This is a genomic window from Saccharopolyspora sp. NPDC050642 (genome assembly GCF_040654735.1).
Taxonomy (GTDB): domain Bacteria; phylum Actinomycetota; class Actinomycetes; order Mycobacteriales; family Pseudonocardiaceae; genus Saccharopolyspora; species Saccharopolyspora elongata.
Genome location: NZ_JBFAIN010000004.1, coordinates 203721 through 223625, shown reverse-complemented (window position 1 = coordinate 223625; position 19905 = coordinate 203721). Strand labels below are relative to the sequence as shown.

16 protein-coding genes are annotated in these 19905 nt (G+C 71.9%); 8 read left to right on the top strand and 8 right to left on the bottom strand.

Annotation, left to right across the window (positions count from 1 at the left end; all coding sequences use genetic code 11):
• Window positions 1-14 precede the first annotated feature (14 nt).
• Complete coding sequence (locus tag AB0H93_RS09560) at window positions 15-686, bottom strand: TrkA family potassium uptake protein (RefSeq protein WP_132482984.1); 672 nt, start codon at window positions 684-686, stop codon at window positions 15-17.
• Complete coding sequence (locus tag AB0H93_RS09555) at window positions 686-1351, bottom strand: TrkA family potassium uptake protein (protein ID WP_358570053.1); 666 nt, start codon at window positions 1349-1351, stop codon at window positions 686-688. Before AB0H93_RS09555 ends, AB0H93_RS09560 begins: the two co-directional genes overlap by 1 nt.
• Window positions 1352-1588: 237 nt before the next feature.
• Here AB0H93_RS09555 and AB0H93_RS09550 point away from each other — a divergent pair, with 237 nt between their 5' ends.
• The 4 genes from AB0H93_RS09550 (at window position 1589) to dxs (ending at window position 8235) form a co-directional block, all read left to right on the top strand.
• Window positions 1589-3616 carry an APC family permease gene (locus AB0H93_RS09550; protein WP_358570050.1) on the top strand — a complete coding sequence of 676 codons (2028 nt, stop codon included), beginning with the start codon at window positions 1589-1591 and terminating at the stop codon, window positions 3614-3616.
• The gene (locus AB0H93_RS09545) at window positions 3588-4826 is read left to right on the top strand and encodes a TRAM domain-containing protein (RefSeq protein WP_358570047.1); all 1239 of its coding nucleotides are present in this window, start codon (window positions 3588-3590) and stop codon (window positions 4824-4826) included. Before AB0H93_RS09550 ends, AB0H93_RS09545 begins: the two co-directional genes overlap by 29 nt.
• A 31-nt stretch (window positions 4827-4857) precedes the next feature.
• The gene (locus tag AB0H93_RS09540; RefSeq protein WP_358570044.1) at window positions 4858-5997 is read left to right on the top strand and encodes a hypothetical protein; all 1140 of its coding nucleotides are present in this window, start codon (window positions 4858-4860) and stop codon (window positions 5995-5997) included.
• A 303-nt stretch (window positions 5998-6300) separates the two neighbouring features.
• Window positions 6301-8235: a 1-deoxy-D-xylulose-5-phosphate synthase gene (gene dxs, locus AB0H93_RS09535; RefSeq protein ID WP_358570041.1), complete on the top strand. Its 1935-nt coding sequence runs from the start codon at window positions 6301-6303 to the stop codon at window positions 8233-8235.
• 206 nt (window positions 8236-8441) lie between these two features.
• On the opposite strand, the gene AB0H93_RS09530 is transcribed toward dxs, so the two are convergent.
• The gene (locus AB0H93_RS09530) at window positions 8442-10217 is read right to left on the bottom strand and encodes a DUF4173 domain-containing protein (RefSeq protein WP_358570038.1); all 1776 of its coding nucleotides are present in this window, start codon (window positions 10215-10217) and stop codon (window positions 8442-8444) included.
• Between the two features lie 212 nt (window positions 10218-10429).
• On the opposite strand from AB0H93_RS09530, the gene AB0H93_RS09525 reads away from it, so the two are divergent.
• Both AB0H93_RS09525 and AB0H93_RS09520 read left to right on the top strand, forming a co-directional pair.
• Window positions 10430-11116, top strand: coding sequence for a response regulator transcription factor (locus AB0H93_RS09525; protein ID WP_358570035.1), 687 nt, complete (start codon window positions 10430-10432; stop codon window positions 11114-11116).
• 4 nt (window positions 11117-11120) lie between these two features.
• Window positions 11121-12266: a HAMP domain-containing sensor histidine kinase gene (locus AB0H93_RS09520; RefSeq protein WP_358570032.1), complete on the top strand. Its 1146-nt coding sequence runs from the start codon at window positions 11121-11123 to the stop codon at window positions 12264-12266.
• A 21-nt stretch (window positions 12267-12287) separates the two neighbouring features.
• Here the strand turns inward: AB0H93_RS09520 and AB0H93_RS09515 are convergent, their stop codons facing one another.
• Window positions 12288-12692 (bottom strand): MerR family transcriptional regulator, encoded by a 405-nt coding sequence (locus AB0H93_RS09515; protein WP_358570029.1) that lies wholly within the window; start codon window positions 12690-12692, stop codon window positions 12288-12290.
• A gap of 28 nt (window positions 12693-12720) precedes the next feature.
• Between AB0H93_RS09515 and AB0H93_RS09510 the strand changes: the two genes are divergently transcribed.
• Entirely contained in the window at window positions 12721-13527 is an 807-nt protein-coding gene (locus AB0H93_RS09510; protein ID WP_358570026.1) for a methyltransferase domain-containing protein, read from the top strand.
• Window positions 13528-13749: 222 nt separating this feature from the next.
• On the opposite strand, the gene AB0H93_RS09505 is transcribed toward AB0H93_RS09510, so the two are convergent.
• From AB0H93_RS09505 to AB0H93_RS09495, 3 genes are all read right to left on the bottom strand, one after another.
• Window positions 13750-14331, bottom strand: coding sequence for a Uma2 family endonuclease (locus AB0H93_RS09505; protein WP_358570023.1), 582 nt, complete (start codon window positions 14329-14331; stop codon window positions 13750-13752).
• Window positions 14332-14446: 115 nt separating this feature from the next.
• Entirely contained in the window at window positions 14447-16546 is a 2100-nt protein-coding gene (locus tag AB0H93_RS09500) for a 3-hydroxyacyl-CoA dehydrogenase NAD-binding domain-containing protein (protein WP_358570020.1), read from the bottom strand.
• Window positions 16543-17784 (bottom strand): thiolase family protein, encoded by a 1242-nt coding sequence (locus tag AB0H93_RS09495; RefSeq protein WP_358570017.1) that lies wholly within the window; start codon window positions 17782-17784, stop codon window positions 16543-16545. Before AB0H93_RS09495 ends, AB0H93_RS09500 begins: the two co-directional genes overlap by 4 nt.
• 229 nt (window positions 17785-18013) lie before the next feature.
• Here AB0H93_RS09495 and AB0H93_RS09490 point away from each other — a divergent pair, with 229 nt between their 5' ends.
• A complete protein-coding gene (locus AB0H93_RS09490) occupies window positions 18014-18562 on the top strand; it encodes a TIGR03086 family metal-binding protein (protein ID WP_358570014.1) in 549 nt (182 codons plus the stop codon).
• A gap of 49 nt (window positions 18563-18611) precedes the next feature.
• On the opposite strand, the gene AB0H93_RS09485 is transcribed toward AB0H93_RS09490, so the two are convergent.
• Window positions 18612-19874: a ribonuclease D gene (locus AB0H93_RS09485; RefSeq protein ID WP_358570549.1), complete on the bottom strand. Its 1263-nt coding sequence runs from the start codon at window positions 19872-19874 to the stop codon at window positions 18612-18614.
• Between the last annotated feature and the right edge of the window lie 31 nt (window positions 19875-19905).

The window sequence follows — 19905 nt, the reverse complement described above, 5'->3', positions numbered from 1 at the left end:
CCGATTGCATCCCGTCAGTCGGTGGGTTGGCGGTCGTGGATGATCGCCCGGATCTGCTGCTCGACGTCCGCGATGGCCACGAACAGCATCTCGTCGCCGGCTTCCAGCGGGTCGTCGGCCTGCGGCACGATCACCCGGCCGCCGCGCAGGATGGTGACCAGTGCCGCGTCGGACGGCAGCTTCAGGTCGCGGACCCGGCGGCCCGCCAGCGGCGTGGAATCCGGCAGCGTCACCTCGACCAGGTTGGCCTGGCCCTGCCGCAGCGTCATCAGCCGCACCAGGTCGCCGACGTTGACCGCTTCCTCCACCATCGCGGCCAGCATCCGCGGCGTGGACACCGCGACGTCGACGCCCCAGGCCTCGGTGAACAGCCATTCGTTGAGCGGGTCGTTGACGCGGGCCACCACGCGACGCACCGCGAACTCCGTCTTCGACAGCAGCGACACCACCAGGTTGACCTTGTCGTCCCCGGTGGCGGCGATGACCACGTCGCAGGACTCCAGCCCGGCTTCCTCCAGCGACGCCAGCTCGCAGGCGTCGGCGAGCATCCATTCGGCGCCGGGGATGTTCTTCGGGTGGTAGTTCTGGATGCTCCGCTCGATCAGCAGGACCTCGTGGTCGCCTTCGAGCAGCTCCCGTGCGATGGACTGGCCGACCGCGCCGGCGCCCGCGATCGCGATGCGCATTACTCGCTCTCCTCGGGGGTGCGGCGGGCCGCCGCCGTGACGTCGGTGACGGTGCCCGACAGCGCCGCCACGTAGACGGTGTCGTCGGCTTGGATGACGGTCTTGGCGTCCGGCAGCACGCCGTTGCCGAACCGCATGATGAACGCGACCCGGGCACCGGTGGCGGACTCCAGCTCGGCGACCCGGCGGCCGACCCAGCCGTCGTCCAGCGGCAGCTGCAGGACCGCGACGGTGCCGGAGGGCTCGCGCCACGCCGTGGCGACTCCCTCGGGTAGCAGCATGCGCAGGAACCGGTCGGTCGTCCACGGCACGGTGGCCACCGTCGGGATGCCCAGCCGCTGGTAGACCTCGGCGCGCTTGGGGTCGTAGATGCGTGCCACGACGTGCTCGATGCCGAAGGTCTCGCGGGCGACCCTGGCCGAGACGATGTTGGAGTTGTCCCCGTTGGACACCGCGGCGAACGCGGCCGCCCGTTCGATCCCCGCCTCGACCAGGATGTCCCGGTCGAAGCCGTTGCCGGTGACCTGCTGGCCGCGGAAGTCCTTGCCCAGGCGGTGGAACGACTGGGGGTTCTTGTCGACCACGGCCACGGTGTGATCGAGCCGTTGCAGGGCCGTGGCCAGGGAGGCCCCGACCCGGCCGCAGCCCATGATCACCACGTGCACGACCTTGTCTCCTCGCTGCGGGGGGTGTGGGGTTGTCGGCCACGACCTCGCGATCGTCTGCCGACCGTACCGGCACGGGCGCTGATCCGGTCCGGTTCGCGCCCATCGGTTCCGGGCTGGTGCACCGTACCGGGTGAGACGCCCCCGGGGGCAGGGCGGCGCGCAGGATGTGACCTGAGAGCAATTCCGGCAGCCAGGGTCGCCAGCCGACCCGCCTTTGCGCTTACGCTCTGTGCCGTGTCCAAGCTCGCAACCGCGGCGAAACGGTTGATCGTAGGTCGGCCGTTCCGCAGCGACCGCCTTTCGCACACGCTGCTGCCCAAGCGCATCGCCCTGCCGATTTTCTCGTCGGATGCGATGTCCAGCGTTGCTTACGCGCCTGAAGAGATCCTGCTGGTGCTCTCGGCGGCCGGTGTGTCGGCGTTCGCGGTGAGCCCGTGGATCGGGATCGTCGTCGCGCTCGTGATGATCACGGTCGTCGCCTCCTACCGGCAGAACGTGCGCGCCTACCCCTCCGGTGGCGGCGACTACGAGGTCGCCACCGTCAACCACGGCCGCCGGTTCGGCCTGGTGGTGGCCAGCGCCCTGCTGGTCGACTACATCCTCACCGTCGCGGTGTCGATCTCCTCGGCCGCGGCGAACATCGGATCGGTCATCCCGTTCGTGGCCGAGCACAAGGTGCTGTTCGCGGTCGGGGCGATCGCGCTGCTGACCGCGATGAACCTGCGCGGCGTCCGGGAGTCCGGATCGCTGTTCGCGGTCCCGGTCTACGCCTTCCTCATCGGTGTGCTCGGCATGATCGCCTGGGGGTTCTTCCAGGCGTTCGTGCTCGGCCGCGAGCTGCGCGCCGAGAGCGCGAGCTTCCAGATCCTGCCCGACGAGACGCAGATGGCCGGCGTGGCGTTCGTGTTCCTGGTGTTGCGGGCGTTCTCCTCCGGTAGCGCTGCGCTGACCGGTGTCGAGGCGATCAGCAACGGGGTGCCCGCGTTCCGCAAGCCGAAGTCCCGCAACGCGGCCACCACGCTGGCGCTGATGGGCGGCTTCGCCATCGCGATGTTCCTCGGCCTGATCGTGCTGGCCCAGCTGACCGGCGCGGTGATCGCGGAGAACCCGGCGCACCAGCTGATCGGCGCGCCGCCGGGCTACGAGCAGAAGACGCTGGTCGCCCAGCTCGCCAACGCGGTGTTCATGGGCTTCCCGCCCGGCGTCTGGTACCTGGTGTTCTTCACCGGCCTGATCCTGGTGCTGGCCGCCAACACGGCGTTCAACGGCTTCCCCGTGCTGGGTTCGATCCTGGCGCAGGACCGGTTCCTGCCGCGCCAGCTGCACACCCGCGGCGACCGGCTGGCGTTCTCCAACGGCATCCTGTTCCTGGCCGCCGGGGCGATCATCCTGGTGTTCGCCTTCGAGGCCGAGGTGACCCGGCTGATCCAGCTCTACATCGTCGGCGTGTTCGTGTCGTTCGTGCTCAGCCAGAGCGGCATGATCCGGCACTGGAACAGGTTGCTGCGCAAGGAAACCGATCCGCAGGCCCGGCGGCGGATGCGGCGCGCGCAGGCGATCAACTCCTTCGGCCTGTTCATGACGGCCAGCGTGCTGGTGATCGTGCTGATCACCAAGTTCACCCACGGCGCCTGGATCGCGATCGCCGCGATGGCCGCGATCTACGTGCTGATGACCGCGATCCGCCGCCACTACGACCGCGTCGCCGACGAGCTCAAGCAGCAGGAGGCGGACGCGGTGCTGCCGTCGCGCAACCACGCGCTGATCCTGGTCTCCAAGCTGCACCTGCCGACCATGCGCGCGATCGCCTACGCCCGCGCCACCCGGCCGGACGTGCTCGAAGGCGTCACCGTCAACGTGGACGACGAGGACACCCGCGAGCTGACGAAGCGGTGGGAGGCGGAGAATCTCCCGGTGCCGTTGAAGGTGCTGGAGTCGCCGTACCGGGAGATCACCCGGCCGGTGCTCGAATACGTCAAGCGGATCCGGCGGGACAGCCCCCGCGACGTGGTCACCGTGTTCATCCCCGAATACGTCGTCGGCCACTGGTGGGAGCAGCTGCTGCACAACCAGAGCGCGCTGCGGCTGAAGAGCCGCCTGCTGTTCCAGCCGGGCGTGATGGTCACCAGCGTGCCGTGGCAGCTGGAGTCGTCCGCGCGGGTCCGCCAGAAGCAGCTCACCTCGATGCCGGGCGCGGCCCGGCGCGGGCTGGGTACGAACGGGAAGGTGAACAGTGACCGAAAGGCCGGACTGGACAGGTAGGCGGCTGGAGGTCGAGATCGGGCCGGTCGCGCACGGCGGCCACTGCGTGGCCCGGCACGAGGGCCGGGTGATGTTCGTCCGCCACGCGCTGCCCGGCGAGGTCGTCGTCGCGGAGGTCACGGAGGACGCCGGCGGCGGTTTCTGCCGCGCGGACGCGGTCGAGGTGCTGACCGCGGCGCCGGGGCGGGTCAGCCCGCCGTGCCCGATGGCGGACATGGCGCTCGGCCGCGACCGGTGCGGCGGCTGCGACTGGCAGCACGCCTCCGGCGAGGCGCAGCGGGAATTGAAGGCCGCGGTGATCGCCGAGCAGCTGCAGCGGATCGCCGGGCTCGACTGGCCGGTCCGGGTGCAGGAACTGCCCGGCGGGCTGCTGCGCTGGCGCAGCCGGGCGCGGCTGGCGGTGGACCGCAAGGGCCGGGCGGGGTTCCGCGCGCACCGCAGCCACCGGGTGATCCCGGTGGAGGACTGCCCGATCACCGTCGAGGGCGCGCTGGACGAGGTCACGAACCGCCGGTGGCGTCCGGGCGCGGAGCTGACGGTGGCCGCCGATGCCACCGGTGAAGTGCACGTCACGGCCGTGGACCACAAGCCGCAGCGGCGGCACGGGCGGGCCGTCGCCCGGCAGGTGCAGGGTGGCGGGGTGGCCCGCGAATCCGCCGGCGGGCGGTCCTTCGACGTCGCGGTGCAGGGCTTCTGGCAGGTGCACAAGGCCGCCCCGGACGTCTTCACCGAGGTCGTCGCGCGGCTGGCGGCCGCGCCGGTGGGTGGCGTGGCGTGGGACCTCTACGGCGGGGTCGGCCTGTTCGCGGCCGTGCTCGCCGAGCAGGTCGGCCCGGCGGGTTCGGTGGTGCTGGTCGAGTCGTCGAAGCGCGCGGTGGAGGACGCGGTGGCGAACCTGCGGGACCTGCCGCAGGTGTCGTTCCGGGCGGGCACGGTCGAGGCGGTGGCCACCGACGAGGGCCTGCAGGCGCCGGACGTCGTGGTGCTGGACCCGCCGCGCAAGGGCGCGGGCCGGGACGTGGTGGAGTCGGTGACCGCGCGCCGCCCGGCGCGGATCGTGCACGTCGCGTGCGATCCGGCGGCGCTGGCGCGGGACGTCGGCCTGTTCGCGGAGCGCGGCTACCGGATGACCGAGCTGGAGGCCTTCGACGCCTTCCCGATGACGCACCACATCGAATGCATCGCACTGCTGGAGCCGGATCCGCGCTGAGCCGGGCCGGGGCCGGGAACGGGATCATGAGATGACGCAACGCGAACACGTGCCGGAGGTCCTCCCGGCCCCGCCCGCTACCGGGACCGCGGTGCAGCCCGTCCCGGCACCGGGGACGACGGCGCCGGACGCCGTGCCAGGGCGTCGGGCGACCGCGTTTCTGTTGGCGGCGCTGGGAATCGTGCTGGTCCCGGCCGGTCTGCTGCTGCTCGGTTCGTCCACTGTGCCCGGTTATTTCACCGGGTGGGCCGTGGGCTGGATCGTGGTCGCCGCGGCGGCGTGGCTGGCCGACTCCCGCACGCCGCGCCGCTGGCCGGGCTGGGCGCTGCTCGCAGCCGTGCCGCAGGCGATCGTCAACGTCATGTTCGCCGCGCCGATCGGCCTGGTCTCGCTGGTCGCCGTGATCGCCTCGCCCGCCCTGGCGGTGCTGGCGCACCGCCGGCTCGTCAGGCTCGCGGAGGATCTCGCGGAGCTGGACGTCGAGATCGCGGTGCCGCTCGACGCGCTCGGCAGCGGGCGGCTGTTGATCGGCCGGGACCGGATCGTGCTCGACCGGACCGGCAGCGCCGGACGGGTCCGGCAGGCGCTGCCCCTGGCCGAGCTGGCCTTCGCACAGGCAGGGGAGATCAGCGGGGAATCGGGCGGCTGGTGGCCGCTGCCCGGCGGCGCCGGCATCCGCCTGCGCAGCGGCCCGGCGCTCCGACTGGTCGCCGGGCCGCAGCAGTGGGTGGTCCACGTCGCCGATCCGCAACTGGTCGCCGCGATCGTCCGGCGGCGCGCCACCGCGGCGTGGCCGCTGCGCACCGGCCCGCAGGACCTCGCCGCCTGGCACCGGCTGCGCGGCTGGGCCGCCGCTCGCACCACGACGGTGCGGGGCGGCAGCCGGGCGCAGGCCTACCCGGGGTTCCGGATCCTGCTCGGCGGCGTGCTGGCGGTGTTCGGCTCGATGCTGCTGACCACCGCGATCGGCCGGGGCATCGGCGACCCGGCGTTGTGGATCATCGCAGTGGCCGTGCTGGGCGCGGGCGCGTTCCTGGCCGTCGACTGGCTCCGGGTGCGGCGCCGCCTCGACCAGGCCGAACTGCACCAGCTGCCGCCCGGCAGCCCGCCATGGGGAGACCTCCGCCCGGATCACGCCCCGCTGCCCGAGTGGCGGCCGTTCTCGAGGTGATGACCCCCACAGCGCTGGTCGCCGCCGGGTGAGCAGGGCGGAAAACCGTTCGCGCGGGGCCGGGTCGATCGCTCCGGCCGCATCGGGCGGTCCGCGGGGCGCCGCTGACCCCAGCGGTTCGGCGGAATGCGCAGGTGGTGCTCCGGGTAGCCGCGCGGTTGCGCACGGTGCCGCGCACCACGCCGGGCCGTCGGCAGCCCCCTCCGTAGACTGGGACGCGCTATGCATCGCGGCGGAGCCAGGCAGCCAGCCCGGCCCCGGCATGCGAATGAACCCGACCGGCACGACGAGTGAGGTGGAACGGTGACGCTGCTGGGGTCCGTGCACAGTCCGGCCGATGTGAAGCGCCTGACGCACCCTGAGCTGGCGCAACTGGCTTCGGAGATCAGGCGGTTCCTGATCGAGAAGGTGTCCCGCACGGGCGGGCACCTGGGGCCGAACCTGGGCGCGGTGGAACTGACCCTGGCCGTCCACCGGGTCTTCGACTCGCCGCAGGACGCCATCGTGTTCGACACCGGGCACCAGGCGTACGTGCACAAGATCATCACGGGTCGGCAGGACGGATTCGACCAGCTGCGCAAGCGCGATGGCCTCTCCGGCTACCCGTCGCGCACCGAGAGCGCCCACGACTTCGTGGAGAACAGCCACGCCTCCACTGCGCTGTCCTACGCCGACGGCCTGGCCCGTTCCTTCCAGCTCGGCGGCAAGCCGCAGCACGCGGTGGCGATCGTCGGCGACGGCGCGCTCACCGGCGGCATGTGCTGGGAGGCGCTGAACAACATCGCCGCGGACCAGGAGCGTCCGGTGGTGATCGTGGTCAACGACAACGGCCGGTCCTACGCGCCGACGATCGGCGGCCTCGCCGAGCACCTCGCCGCGCTGCGGCTGAACCCCAGCTACGAGAAGGCGCTGGAGAGCGGCCGTCGCACGCTGCGCAACCTCCCGGTCGTCGGGCGCTCGCTCTACACCGGACTGCACGCGGCCAAGAGCGGCATCAAGGACGCGATCAGCCCGCAGGTGATGTTCTCCGACCTCGGCATCAAGTACCTGGGCCCGGTCGACGGCCACGACCTGCGCGCGATGGAGCACGCGCTGCAGATGGCCAAGTCCTTCGGCGGCCCGGTGATCGTGCACGCGGTGACCCGCAAGGGCAACGGGTTCGCGCCGGCCGAGAACGACCAGGCCGAGCAGATGCACCAGGTCAAGGTCATCGACCCGGAGACCGGACTGCCGACCAAGCCGGCCCCGAAGAGCTGGACGGACGTCTACGCCGAGGAGCTGGTGCGCATCGGTGCCGAGCGCCCGGACGTGGTGGCCATCACCGCGGCGATGCTCGGCCCGACCGGGCTGAAGAAGTTCGCCGAGGCGTACCCGGACCGCTGCATCGACGTGGGCATCGCCGAGCAGCACGGCATGACCGCGGCGGCCGGGATGGCGATGGGCGGCCTGCACCCGGTGTTCGCGGTGTACTCGACGTTCCTGAACCGGGCGTTCGACCAGCTGCTGATGGACGTGGCGCTGCACAAGCAGCCGGTCACGGTCACGCTGGACCGCTCCGGCGTCACCGGTGACGACGGCGCCAGCCACAACGGCATGTGGGACCTGTCGATCCTGGGTCTGATCCCCGGCATCCAGGTCGCCGCGCCGCGCGACGCCGTGACGCTGCGCGAGGAGCTGCGCGAGGCAGTCGCCGTCGACGACGGCCCGACCGTGATGCGGTTCTCCAAGGGCTCGGTGATCGAGGAGGTCCCGGCCGTGGAGCGGGTCGGCGGCGTCGACGTGCTGCGCCGCTCGGGGGGCGCGGACGACGTGCTGCTGGTCGCGGTCGGCGCGTTCGGCAAGCTGGCGGTCGCCGCGGCGGAGCGGCTCGCCGCGCAGGGCATCGGGGTGACCGTGGTCGACCCGCGCTGGGTGCTGCCGGTCCCGGAGCAGATCGTCGAGATGGCCGCGCAGCACCGGCTGGTGGTCACCCTGGAGGACTGCGGTCGGCACGGCGGGTTCGGCTGGGCGCTGGCGGCGGCGCTGCGCGACGCGGAGCTGGACGTGCCGCTGCGCGACCTGGCGGTGCCGAACCGCTTCCTGACGCACTCCTCGCGCGAGGAGGTGCTGGCCGACCTCGGCCTCACCGAGCAGGACATCGCCCGCCGGATCACGGAGTGGGTCGCCAAGCGCGGCGACGGGCGCGTCCCGCTGCGGGTCGCGGCCGACCCGGACCGCCCGGAAGCCGCCAACGGCTGACCGCTCGGCGACCGATGCCGTTCCGTTCTCGTGCGGTGGCGTCGGTCGCCGTGGCGGTGCCGGTACCCGTCGAGACTTCGGGCGAGTGGTGGGCTCGTCCGTCCTTGCCGCAGATCAGCGGGTGATGCCTCGACCGGGCAACACCCGCTGATCGCGCGTTCACGAGGCCCTGGACTCGAGCAGGCAGCCAGGGCAGACCGAAGGGCTCACGGCCCCGTGCGTGCCAGGTGGTCGGAGAGGTTCCAGGAGCGCCAGCCCTCGTCGAACAGGTCCTCGGTGATCTCCGCGACGACCGGCCCGCGAGCCTCCTCCGGCAGGCCCTGCAGCGCGGGAAGCGCGTCCGCCGACAGCCTCTCCAGGTACTCCTGGTCGAGCTTGCCGGTCGCCTCGAAGCGGGCGATGTTGCGCTCGGCGATGAACGCGTCGGGGTTGAGCGCCGCCAGCCCGAGCAGCGCCGCCATCGCCGTGCCGACCACCGCGGCGGGCAGCCAGCCTGCCCGCAGCCGGGCGCCGGCCGCGATGACCAGCAGGTACACCACGCCCAGCCACAGCTCGCAGGACATCACCAGCAGGCGCATCACGGTGTAGCCGTAAGCGTCCTGGTAGGCCCACATGCGGATCAGCGCGGAGAACACGATGAGCAACGTGAGGACCGCGAGCGCACCGCCCAGCCCGCGCAGCAGGTTGCGATCAAATTGGGTGCTCTTGGGCGCCCAGCGCGCCGCGGCGCCGATGATCGGCAGGGTGAGGATCGTGACGAACGTCAGCTGCCAGAAGCCGCTGCGGGCGTAGCCCGCATAGGTCAGCTGCTCGGTGTGCTGAACGTGCTGCTCGCCGCCGAACATCGGAGTGCTCTGCACCGCGATGAACGCCGCGAACAGCACTACCAGCACGCCGATCGGCAGCGCCCATTCGAGCCGCCGCAGCGTCTTGACCTCGCGGGTCGTCTCCGCCGGTTCCGGTGGGCGGAGCAGGGTGAAGGCGGCGCCCAGGGTGGACGCTCCGAACACGACCAGCACGAACGTCCAGCGGAAGAAGGACTCCCCGTCGAGGCGCGGCAGCACGGCCGAGGCCAGCGCCGCGAAGTTCTCGTCGGCTCCGGCGAACAACGCGCCGAAGATCAGCAGCAGTAGGACCGTGACCGCCAGCGACGCCACTAGCCGCAGGCCGACCGAGCCGCGGCCGCGTTCGCGCATGCCCCGCACCGCCCAGGGCAAGGCTCGGAGGGCTGCTACCGGGATCGCGATGGCGGCCAGCCCGAACGTCCGAACGCTCCGCCCGCCGGTCACCGCGAGCACTCCGGCGACCCCGGCGGTCAGCACGCACCACGCCGTGAGCCAGTCCGCCGACCGGAAGGCGCACACCGACAGCAGCAGCAAGGCCACCACCGCCCAGCACACCTGTCCGATGTGGACCTTCCGTTCCGCCTTGCGGCCCACCAGGACCATCCCGGCGGCGATGGTCAGGCCGAGCAGCGGCCAGCCGATCCCGGGCCCGCCCAGCGGCACGAAGATCGCCGCGGCGGCGCCGCCGATCACCGCCGCGAGCAACGCCACGGGAGCGCCCGAGACCCCCGGCCGCGGCCAGAAGGCATCGAACAGCGGCGGCGGTGGAGCGAATGGCTGGGGTGGGGCGTACGGCGGATGGGGTGGCGGATAAGGAGTTCCCGCGGGCATCGGCAGCTGCGCCATCGGGGCCATCGGCACCGGAGCTCCCTGCACCGGTTGCATCGGCGGCAACGGCGTGCTTTGGGCGGCCGGGGGAGGACCCGGCTCGGGGGCTTCCGGAGCGGCGGCTGGTTGATCGGGTTCGCCCGCCGGCTGTTCATCCGGTTCGGCCGCGGTGTCGTCACCTGGTGCGGTTTCCGCGGACGATCCGTCCGGCGTGTCGGGCTCGCCGGCCTGCCGCCCGTCCTCCTCGGGCGTCACCTCGCGCCCTGCGGCGTAATCCGGTTCCGGAGCTTGGTTCGGTTTGCCGGGCATGATCCTCCAGCGGTGCGTTGATCGCTTTTCCGTTGGACGCACGACGGTCGAATCGGTTCACTGGATTTGCCGGATTTCGGGAGGATTTTCCTCCCGGCCCCGGCCGAAGGCGTTGACGCCGGTCCGCTCGGCGGGACGGGCCCGCGACCGACCGGTCGCGCAGCCGCGCACGCCGTCCCGGCTCCGCCGCCGGGCTGTGGCAGGGTGAACAGGTGCGAATCCTGGTCGTCGAGGATGAGAAGCCGCTGGCCGATGCGATAGCTCGCGGGCTGCGCCGGGAAGGCATGGCCGTGGACGTCGCCTACGACGGCGAGAGCGGGCAGGAGAAGGCGTCGATCACCCGCTACGACGTGCTGGTGCTCGACCGCGATCTGCCGGGCATGTCCGGCGACGAGCTGTGCCGCCGGCTGGTGTCCTCCGGCGAGCTGACCCGGGTGCTGATGCTCACCGCGAGCGGCACCGTCGCCGACCGCGTCGCCGGGTTGTCCCTGGGCGCCGACGACTACCTGGCCAAGCCGTTCGCGTTCGCGGAGCTGATCGCCCGGGTCCGGGCGCTGGGGCGGCGGGCCACGCCGGCGCAGCCGCCGCTGCTCACCGCGCTGGAGCTGGAGCTGGATTCCGCGCGGCGCACCGTGCACCGGCGCAACGGCGAGGTGGAGCTGACCCGCAAGGAGTTCGGCGTGCTGGAGGTGCTGCTGTCGGCCGGCGGCGGCGTGGTCAGCTCCGAGGAACTGCTGGAACGGGTGTGGGACGAGAACGCCGACCCGTTCACCACGACGGTGCGGGTCACGATGATGACGCTGCGCAAGAAGCTGGGGGAGCCGGGCGTCATCGAAACCGTGGTCGGCTCCGGCTACCGGGTGCCGTCCGCAGGCGGCGCCGAGCAGGCCCGGGACTGAGCCGATGCGCGCGGCCGCCCGATCGATCACCCGCCGCGGTCCGGGACTGCGAACCCGGCTGACGCTGCTGGCCACGGCCCTGGTCGCCGCGGTGAGCGGGCTGCTGCTGTGGCTGGGCTGGATGCTGGTCGGCAACGTGGTCGCCGCGGTGCCCCGGCTGCCCGCCGGGACGCTGGTCCGGGTGCACGGCGTGGACGTGCCCGCCGAGCTGCTGGGGGAGGCGCTGCGCGACTCCGCGCGGCAGCAGGTGCTGTTGATCGGCGGATTCGCCTTCGTAGCAGTGGTTCTGGCGGCGGCGCTGCTGGCGTGGACGGTGACCGGCCGGGTCCTGCGCCCGCTGCACGACGTGACTGCCACGGCGCACCGGTTGTCCGCGGAGTCGTTGGACGAGCGGATCGCGCTGAGCGGCCCGCGCGATGAAGTCGCCCAGCTGGCCGACACCTTCGACGCGATGCTCGACCGGTTGCAGGCGGCGTTCGACTCGCAGCGCCGGTTCGTGGCCAACGCGAGTCACGAACTGCGCACGCCGTTGTCGGTGATCCGCACGGAACTCGACGTCACGCTGTCGGACCCGGACGCCGATGAGGCGGAGCTGCGGCGGATGGCCGATGTGGTCCGCGAAGCGACGGCCCGCGCGGAGCGGCTGGTGGAGGCGCTGCTGCTGTTGGCCCGTACCGAAGGCGTGGAGTTGGCGGTGCGGGAGCCGGTGGACCTCACGGAGCTCGTGGGCCGCGCGCTGCGCGCGGTGGAGCAGGAGGCGCGGCAGCGCGGACTGCGCATCAAGTGCTGCGAGGAACCGGCTTTCGCCGTCGGCGATCCGGCGCTGCTGGAGCGCGTCGCGGGCAACCTGCTGGAGAACGCGTTGCGGCACAACGTGGATGGCGGCTGGGTGGAGATCAGCACCGGCAGCGATCCACAGTGGACGACGCTGCGGGTCGCGTCGTCCGGGCCGCGGATTCCGGACGATCAGGTGGAATCGCTCTTCGAACCCTTCCGCCGGGCCGGCGTCCAGCGCACGGCCAGGAACGGCGCGGGTCTGGGCCTGTCGATCGTCCAAGCGGCGGCGAAGGCGCACCACGGCCGGGTCCGGGCGGAATCCCTCCCGACCGGCGGCCTCGCGGTAACGGTCCAGCTCCCCGCCGCGCCGTAGCACCGTCGGGCCGAGCCACGCTCAGACGGCGATGCGCTCTGCCACCACCTGCTGGAAGTGGGCGCACTGGGCGACGTCCTCGTGATCGCAGCCGAGGGCGCAGTCGATGAGTTCGAGGGACGCCTGCGCGGCGGCGATGCGGGAGCGGAGAGCCGCTGCCTCCTCCCGCAGGATGTCCCTTCGCTTCACCGGATCGCCGGTGGCGGCCAGCGAGCGGATGGTGTCGAGGGACAGCCCGGCCTCCTTGGCGCGCAGGATGACGGCGACGCGGGTGAGGTCGGCGGTGTCGTAGCGGCGGCGTCCGGCTGCGTCGCGCGCGGGGGCGAGGAGCCCCATGGCCTCCCAATGGCGCAGGACGTGCGTGGCCAGGCCGAAGCGACCGGCGAGGGCACCGATGCTCATCGGCTCGTGCTCGCTTGACTTCATGCCGACATTAAGACGCAGCCTGGTGCCCATGATCAAGCGATCGACGGACGACCTCATCGCACGGCTCGACGCGGCCGACCGGCTGCCGGGCGCTGCGGAACTGCGAAACCTCTCCTACGACCTGCTCGGCGTCGGCCCCGGAAGGTCGGCGGTGGACGTCGGATGTGGTGCCGGACGTGCCGTGGCGGAGCTGGCCGACCGAGGTGCGCGCGCCATCGGCGTGGACCCGGACGAGCGGATGATCGCCGTCGCCCGCGACCGGTGGCCCCACGCGGACTTCCGGATCGCCGGGGCGTGCGAACTGCCGCTGGCGGACGCCTCGGTGGACGGCTACCGGGCCGACAAGGTGTTCCACGAACTGGCCGAGCCGGAGCGGGCCTTGGCGGAAGCGCGCCGGGTTCTCGCACCCGGTGGGCGGATCGTGCTGCTGGGCCAGGACTGGGACGACATCCTCATCGACTCCGACGATCCGGTCCTCACCCGGACCATCGTGCACGCCCGCGCCGACCTGATCACCAGCCCGCGCGCCGCCCGCCGCTACCGAAACCTGCTGCTGGACGCCGCGTTCGACGACGTGGCGGTCGAGGTGCGCACCGGCGTGTTCACCGGGAAGTCGATGCTGCCCATGCTCACCGGACTCGCCGCAGGAGCCCGCTCCACCGGCGCCATCACGCGCGAGCAGGCGGACGGCTGGATGGCCGAGCAGCGTGCGCGGGCGGAGGCCGACCGGCTCTTCCTCGCGCTGCCGATGTTCGTGGCAGCGGCCGTCAAGCGAGCCGGGCCGGTGCCGAACGCTCGCGGGGCTATAGAGGCTGTTTTGGATGCCGTGGTGTGAGGTGTGGTAGCGCGGGGTTTTGCCTTTGAAGCGGCGCAGCCGCTTAGCCCGCCCTCGCAGCTTGCACCGCTGCGGGTTCTCAGGTGTCTTCTCGCGAGGACAACCCCGACGTGGTGAATTGGTCATTCATGAGTCGGGGATCCCACAGCGAGAAGGCGACCGTAATTCCCGCAGGGGGGCCGCTACCCGCACCGCCACGCAGAGCGAGTTTCGAAACAGGCTCTATAGCCGGAGTGAGGCCACATCGAGTTCGAACGGGACTGGACTGGCGGTGATCCGCGCACTCCCATGACCGGCCTTCGCGGTCGCGTCGCACACGTAGCGATCGTTCTCGAGGCGGTAGGCGGCGAGTTCGACGGGGCCGCCGTGGTCCTGGGCGACGCTCCAGAAGTACGGGATGCCGGCTCGCTCGCAGGCCTGGAACTTCTCCTGCTGCTCGCTGGAGGTGTTGCCCGGGGACCAGATCTCGCCGATGAGCAGGACGTTCCCGGGCTGGAACGACGTGCCGACGGGCGGCGTGTCGAGAACGACGAAGTCGGGGATGAGGGCGGAGCGGTAACTCGTGCTGATCTCGATCCCGATGCCACCGACCGCGTAGAGATCGGGCCGCCCGGCCGAGGTGATGGCCTGGTCGAAGAGCGAGATGATCCGCTTCTCGGCCCACTGGTGCTGCCCGGTCGGCGGCGGCGTCACGAGCCAGTACCCCTCGATGAGCTCCAGGCGCGACCCGTCCTCCCGGGCGGGCAGCGCGTGCCAGTCGGCGATCGTGAACGGCCCCAGTTCGTGCCGGACAAGCGCGGTCACCGGCCATCACCTCTTTTCCGTCCGGCTCCATCATGGCAGAACACGGCACCCGAGCTCACGCACGCGAACGGGGCCGGGGCGAAACGCCCCGGCCCCGTCGGCCGCGAATCGCCGGTCAGGCGGGCACGGAGGCCACGCCCGGGGCGAGGAATCGCTTGCCGTTGATCTTCTCCGAGACGCCGGCCCGGTCCAGGTACGGCGTGATACCGCCCAGCCAGAACGGCCAGCCCGCGCCGAGGAGCATGCACAGGTCGATGTCCTGCGCCTCGACGACCACGCCCTCCTCGAGCATGATCCGGATCTCCTCGGCCAGCGCGTTCAGCGCCCGGTCGCGGACCTGCTCGGACGTCGACGGCTTGTCGCCCTGCTCCCACAGCGCCGCGACCTCGGGGTCCACGACCTGCTTGCCGGACTCGTCGGTGATCCACACCGCGGCCTTGCGCGCGTCGACGAACCGCTGCATGTTGTCGCTGAGCCCGAACCGGCCCGGGTAGGCCGCGTGCATCGTCTCGTTGACGTGCTGGGCGACCGCCGGGCCGACCAGCTGCAGCAGCACCATCGGGCTCATCGGCAGGCCGAGCGGCTCCAGCGCGTTGTCGGCCACCTCGAACGGCGTGCCCTCGTCGATGGTCGCGATGACCTCGCCCATGAACCTGGTCAGCAGCCGGTTCACCACGAACGCCGGCGCGTCCTTGACCAGCACGCACGACTTCTTCAGCTGCTTGCCGACCTTGAACGCGGTCGCCAGCGCCGCGTCGTCGGTCTGCTCGCCGCGCACGACCTCCAGCAGCGGCAGCACCGCGACCGGGTTGAAGAAGTGGAAGCCGACGACCCGCTCCGGGTTCTTCAGCTTCGAACCCATCTCGGTGATCGACAGCGACGAGGTGTTGGTGGCCAGGATCGCCTCGGGGGAGACGTGCTCCTCCAGCTCGGCGAACACCTGCTGCTTGACCGACATCTCCTCGAAGACGGCCTCGATGACGAAGTCGGCGTCGGCGAACGCCTTCTTGTCCAGCGAGCCGGTGACCAGCCCCTTGAGCCGGTTCACCGCGTCCGGCGACAGGCGGCCCTTGGCGGCGAGCTTGTCGATCTCGCCGTGGATGTAGGCCACGCCCCGGTCGATGCGCTCCTGGTCGATGTCGGTGATCACCACCGGCACCTCGAGGCGGCGCACGAACAGCAGCGCCAGCTGACCGGCCATCAGCCCGGCGCCGACCACGCCGACCTTGGTGACGTTGCGAGCCAGCGACTTGTCCGGCGCCCCGGCGGGCCGCTTGGCGCGCTTCTGCGTCAGGTCGAAGGAGTAGAGCCCCGAGCGCAGCTCGTCGGACATCAGCGCGTCGGTCAGCGCCTCGGTCTCGGCGGCGTAGCCGGCGTCCAGGTCGTTGCCGCGGGCCAGCTCGATCAGCTCGACGGCCTTGGTCACCGCGGGGGAGGCGCCATGGGTGCGCGCCTCGACGATGCCCTTGGCGCGGGCGACGGCGTCGTCCCAGGCCTTGCCGCGGTCGATCTCCGGGCGGGTCACGGCCTGCTCGCCGTTGATCACGCGGACCGCCCAGCGCAGCGACTCCTCCAGGAAGTCCGGGCTCTCCAGCAGCTCGTCGAAGATGCCCAGCCGGCGGGCCTTCTTCGGGTTGAGCATCCGGTTCTGGCTGAGCGCGTTCTCGATGATCACCGTCACCGCGGCGTCCGGGCCGATCAGGTTCGGCAGCAGCTGGGTGCCGCCCCAACCCGGGAACAGGCCCAGGAAGCACTCCGGGAAGGCGATGGCGCCGGCGTTCGCCGCCACCGTCCGGTAGTGGCAGGACAGCGCCAGCTCCAGGCCGCCGCCGAGCGTCGCGCCGTTGACGAAGGCGAAGGTCGGGATCTTCGACTCGGTGAGCCGCCGGAACACGTCGTGCCCGGTCTGCGCGATCTGGTGGGCGTGCTCCCGCTCGGTGATCCGCCCGATGCCGGAGAGGTCCGCGCCCACGGCGAACACGAACGGCTTGCCGGTGACCGCGATGGCCGCGGGCTCGGCGGCGAACGCCTCGTCCAGCGCGGCGTTCAGGCTGGTCAGGCCGCCGGGGCCGAAGGTGGACGGCCGGGTGTGGTCGTGGCCGTTGTCGATGGTGATCAGCGCGAGCTTGCCGGCCAGGCCGGGCACGTCGACGAGCCGGGTGAACGCCTTGGTCACCACTTCGTCGGGGAACAGCGCCGCGAAGTCGTTGGTCACTGCTCGCCTCCAGCGTTGTAGTTCGGGTTCTCCCAGATGACCGTGCCGCCCATGCCGAAGCCGATGCACATGGTCGTGATGCCGTAGCGCACCTCGGGGCGCTCGGCGAAGTGCCGGGACAGCTGCGTCATCAGCCGCACGCCGGAAGAGGCCAGCGGGTGGCCGCAGGCGATCGCGCCGCCCCACGGGTTGACCCGCGGGTCGTCGTCGGCGATGCCGAAGTGCTCCAGGAACGCCAACACCTGGACCGCGAAGGCCTCGTTGATCTCGAACAGGCCGATGTCGTCGATGCTCAGCCCGGCGCGCTGCAGCGCCTTCTCGGTCGCGGGCACCGGCCCGACGCCCATGACCTCGGGCTCGACGCCGGCGAAGGAGTAACCGACCAGCCGCATCCCGACCGGCAGGCCGAGCTCGGCCGCGGTGTCGGCGTCGGCCAGCAGGCAGCCCGTCGCGCCGTCGTTGAGGCCCGCGGCGTTGCCCGGGGTGACCCGGCCGTGCGGGCGGAACGGCGTCTTCAGGCCGCTCAGCGCCTCGACGGTGGTGCCCGGACGCGGCGGCTCGTCGGTGGTGGCCAGGCCCCAGCCCTGCTCGGAGCGGGTGGACACCGGGACCAGGTCCGGAGTGATCTTCCCGGCCCGCAGCGCCTCGTCGTAGCGCTGCTGGCTCAGGGCCGCGTAGGCGTCGGTGCGCTGCTTGGTCAGCGTCGGGTACCGGTCGTGCAGGTTCTCCGCGGTCGAGCCCATGATCAGCGCCGACGGGTCGACGATCTTGTCGGAGACGAAGCGCGGGTTGGGGTCGACGCCCTCGCCCATGGGGTGGTTGCCCATGTGCTCGACGCCGCCTGCGATCGCCACGTCGTAGGCGCCGAAGGCGATGCCGCTGGACACGGTGGTCACGGCCGTCATGGCACCGGCGCACATCCGGTCGATGGCGAAGCCGGGGACCGACTTGGGCAGCCCGGCCAGCAGCGCCGCGCTGCGGCCGATGGTCAGGCCCTGGTCGCCGATCTGGGTGGTGGCGGCGATGGCGACCTCGTCGATGCGCTCCGCCGGCAGTTCCGGGTGCCGCCGCAGCAGCTCCCGGATGACCTTGACGACCATGTCGTCGGCGCGGGTCTGGGCGTACTGGCCCTTCGAACCGGCCTTGCCGAACGGCGTGCGTACGCCGTCGACGAAGACCACGTCCCGAACCGCTGGGCGGCTGCGGCTGTCGGCGGGTGCCGACGCAGGTGCGGCCACGGCGTGCTCCTCACTGGCTTGGTGGATGGTGCTGGCCGGATCGTCGGTCGATTACCGGCCGGTAACCGCACTCTAGCGCTTATTACCCGTCGGTAACCACACGGGCGGACCGTGTCGGCTGTCTCACATTCTGATCAACACCGCCGATGACGACCATTCCGGGCCGACCCCGCGTGCCGAGCCCGGATCCGCCCGCGACAGGCGACGCGTCGCGGCGCAGGCTGTGGGCATGAGCGAAACTTCCGAGCGTTACCGCGCGCTGGCCACCGAGTTCACCCGCCGCGTCGAGGCAGTGCCCGCCGGCGGGTGGTCGGCGCAATCCCCGTGCGAGGGCTGGACCGCGTTGGACGTCCTGCGCCACGTCGTCGACGTGCACCGCGACATCCCCAGCTGGGCCGGGGAGGCGATCACCCTGGCGAAGGTCGTGGACGACGACCCGCTGGGGGCGTGGCTGGAGGCCCGCTACGCGGTCCAGGCGCTGCTCGACGATCCGCAACGGGCGGGCCGCGAGTACGAAGGCATGTTCGGGCGCACCACCGCCGAGGCGACGATCGACCGGTTCCTCTGCTTCGACCTGCTCGTGCACGGGTGGGACATCGCCAGGGCCACCGGGCAGGACGAGGCGCTGCCAGCGGACGAGGTCACCAGGGTTTTCGCCGATGCCCGCGCCCTTGGCGACAACATCCGGCACAAGAGCGTCTGCGGCCCCGAGGTGCCCATCGCCGAGAACGCACCCGAGCAGGACCGGATGCTCGCGTTCCTCGGCCGCAATCCGTGACCGGCGCCCCCCGGGTGGTGGTTCGGTGCGAACCACCACCCGGCGGGCCTCAGTCGGCCGTTGCCGCAGGCGTCGCGTGGAGGGCCTTGCTGAGGTCCTCCACGGTGAGCTCGATCTGCCACTCGCGGGCGCCCTTGTCGCGCAGCAGCTCCGTCACGCCGGTGACGCTGCGGTCTTCCGGCGGCATCCAGCAGGTCCGCCGGACCAGGTCGGGGAGCAGCAGGTTCTCCACCGGCAGGTGGTGGCGCTCGGCGATCTTCGACAACGCCGAACGCGCCGCGGACAGCCGCGCCGCGGCGTCGGGATCCCGGTCGCTCCACCGGTTGGTCGGGGGTGGCCCGTCGTGCGGCGAAGCCGGTGCCGGCAGCTCGTCGTTCTCCAGCCGGCGCGCCGCCCGCAGCGCCTGCAGCCACAGCGACGCCCGGCGCCGCTGCTGCCGCCCGCCGAACACCGGCAGGGCGACCAGGTCGGCCTCGGTCTTCGGATTGGCCTGCGCGGCTTGCACGATCGAGGAGTCCGGCAGCACGCGGCCCGGCGCGAGATCGCGGTCCCGGGCGACGGTGTCGCGGGCTTCCCACAGCGCTCGAACGGCGGCGAGCTGCCGGGGACTGCGCAGCCGGTGAATCCCGGACGTGCGGCGCCACGGTTCGGCTCGCGGCGGTGCGGGTGCGGCGTTGCGGACCGCCTCGAACTCCTGGTGCGCCCAGTCCAGCTTCCCCTGCCGCTCCAGCTCGTCGCGCATCGCGTCGCGCAGGGCGATCAGCAGTTCCACGTCGAGGGCGGCGTACACCAGCCAGTCCTGGGGGAGCGGTCGGCGGGACCAGTCCGCCGCGCTGTGCCCCTTCTCCAGCCGGTAGCCCAGCATGCGTTCCACGAGCGTGCCCAGCGAGACCCGTTCGAACCCGGCGAGCCGGCCGGCCAGCTCGGTGTCGAACAACCGCGCCGGTCGAAGGTCGAGCTCGGCCAGGCACGGCAGGTCCTGGGACGCAGCGTGCAGCACCCACTCTGTGTCGTCCAGCGCCGGCGGCAGCGGATCGAGCGCACCGTCCAGCGCGATCGGGTCCACCAGCACGGTCCCGGCACCCTCTCGGCGGAGTTGCACCAGGTAAGCGCGTTGCGAGTAGCGATAACCCGAAGCGCGCTCGGTATCCACGGCGACCGGTCCGGTCCCCGCGGCGAGTGCTGTCGCGGCGGCTTTCAACGCGGCAGGTGTGTCCACCACCGGCGGCACGCCGTCGGTGGGTTCGGTCAACAACACCGGCTCCGGGCGGTCGGACCCGACGGTCTCGGGGCTTGCAGCTTCCACGGCTATCAGACCTTACGTGCTTCGGCCCGCGCCGTGG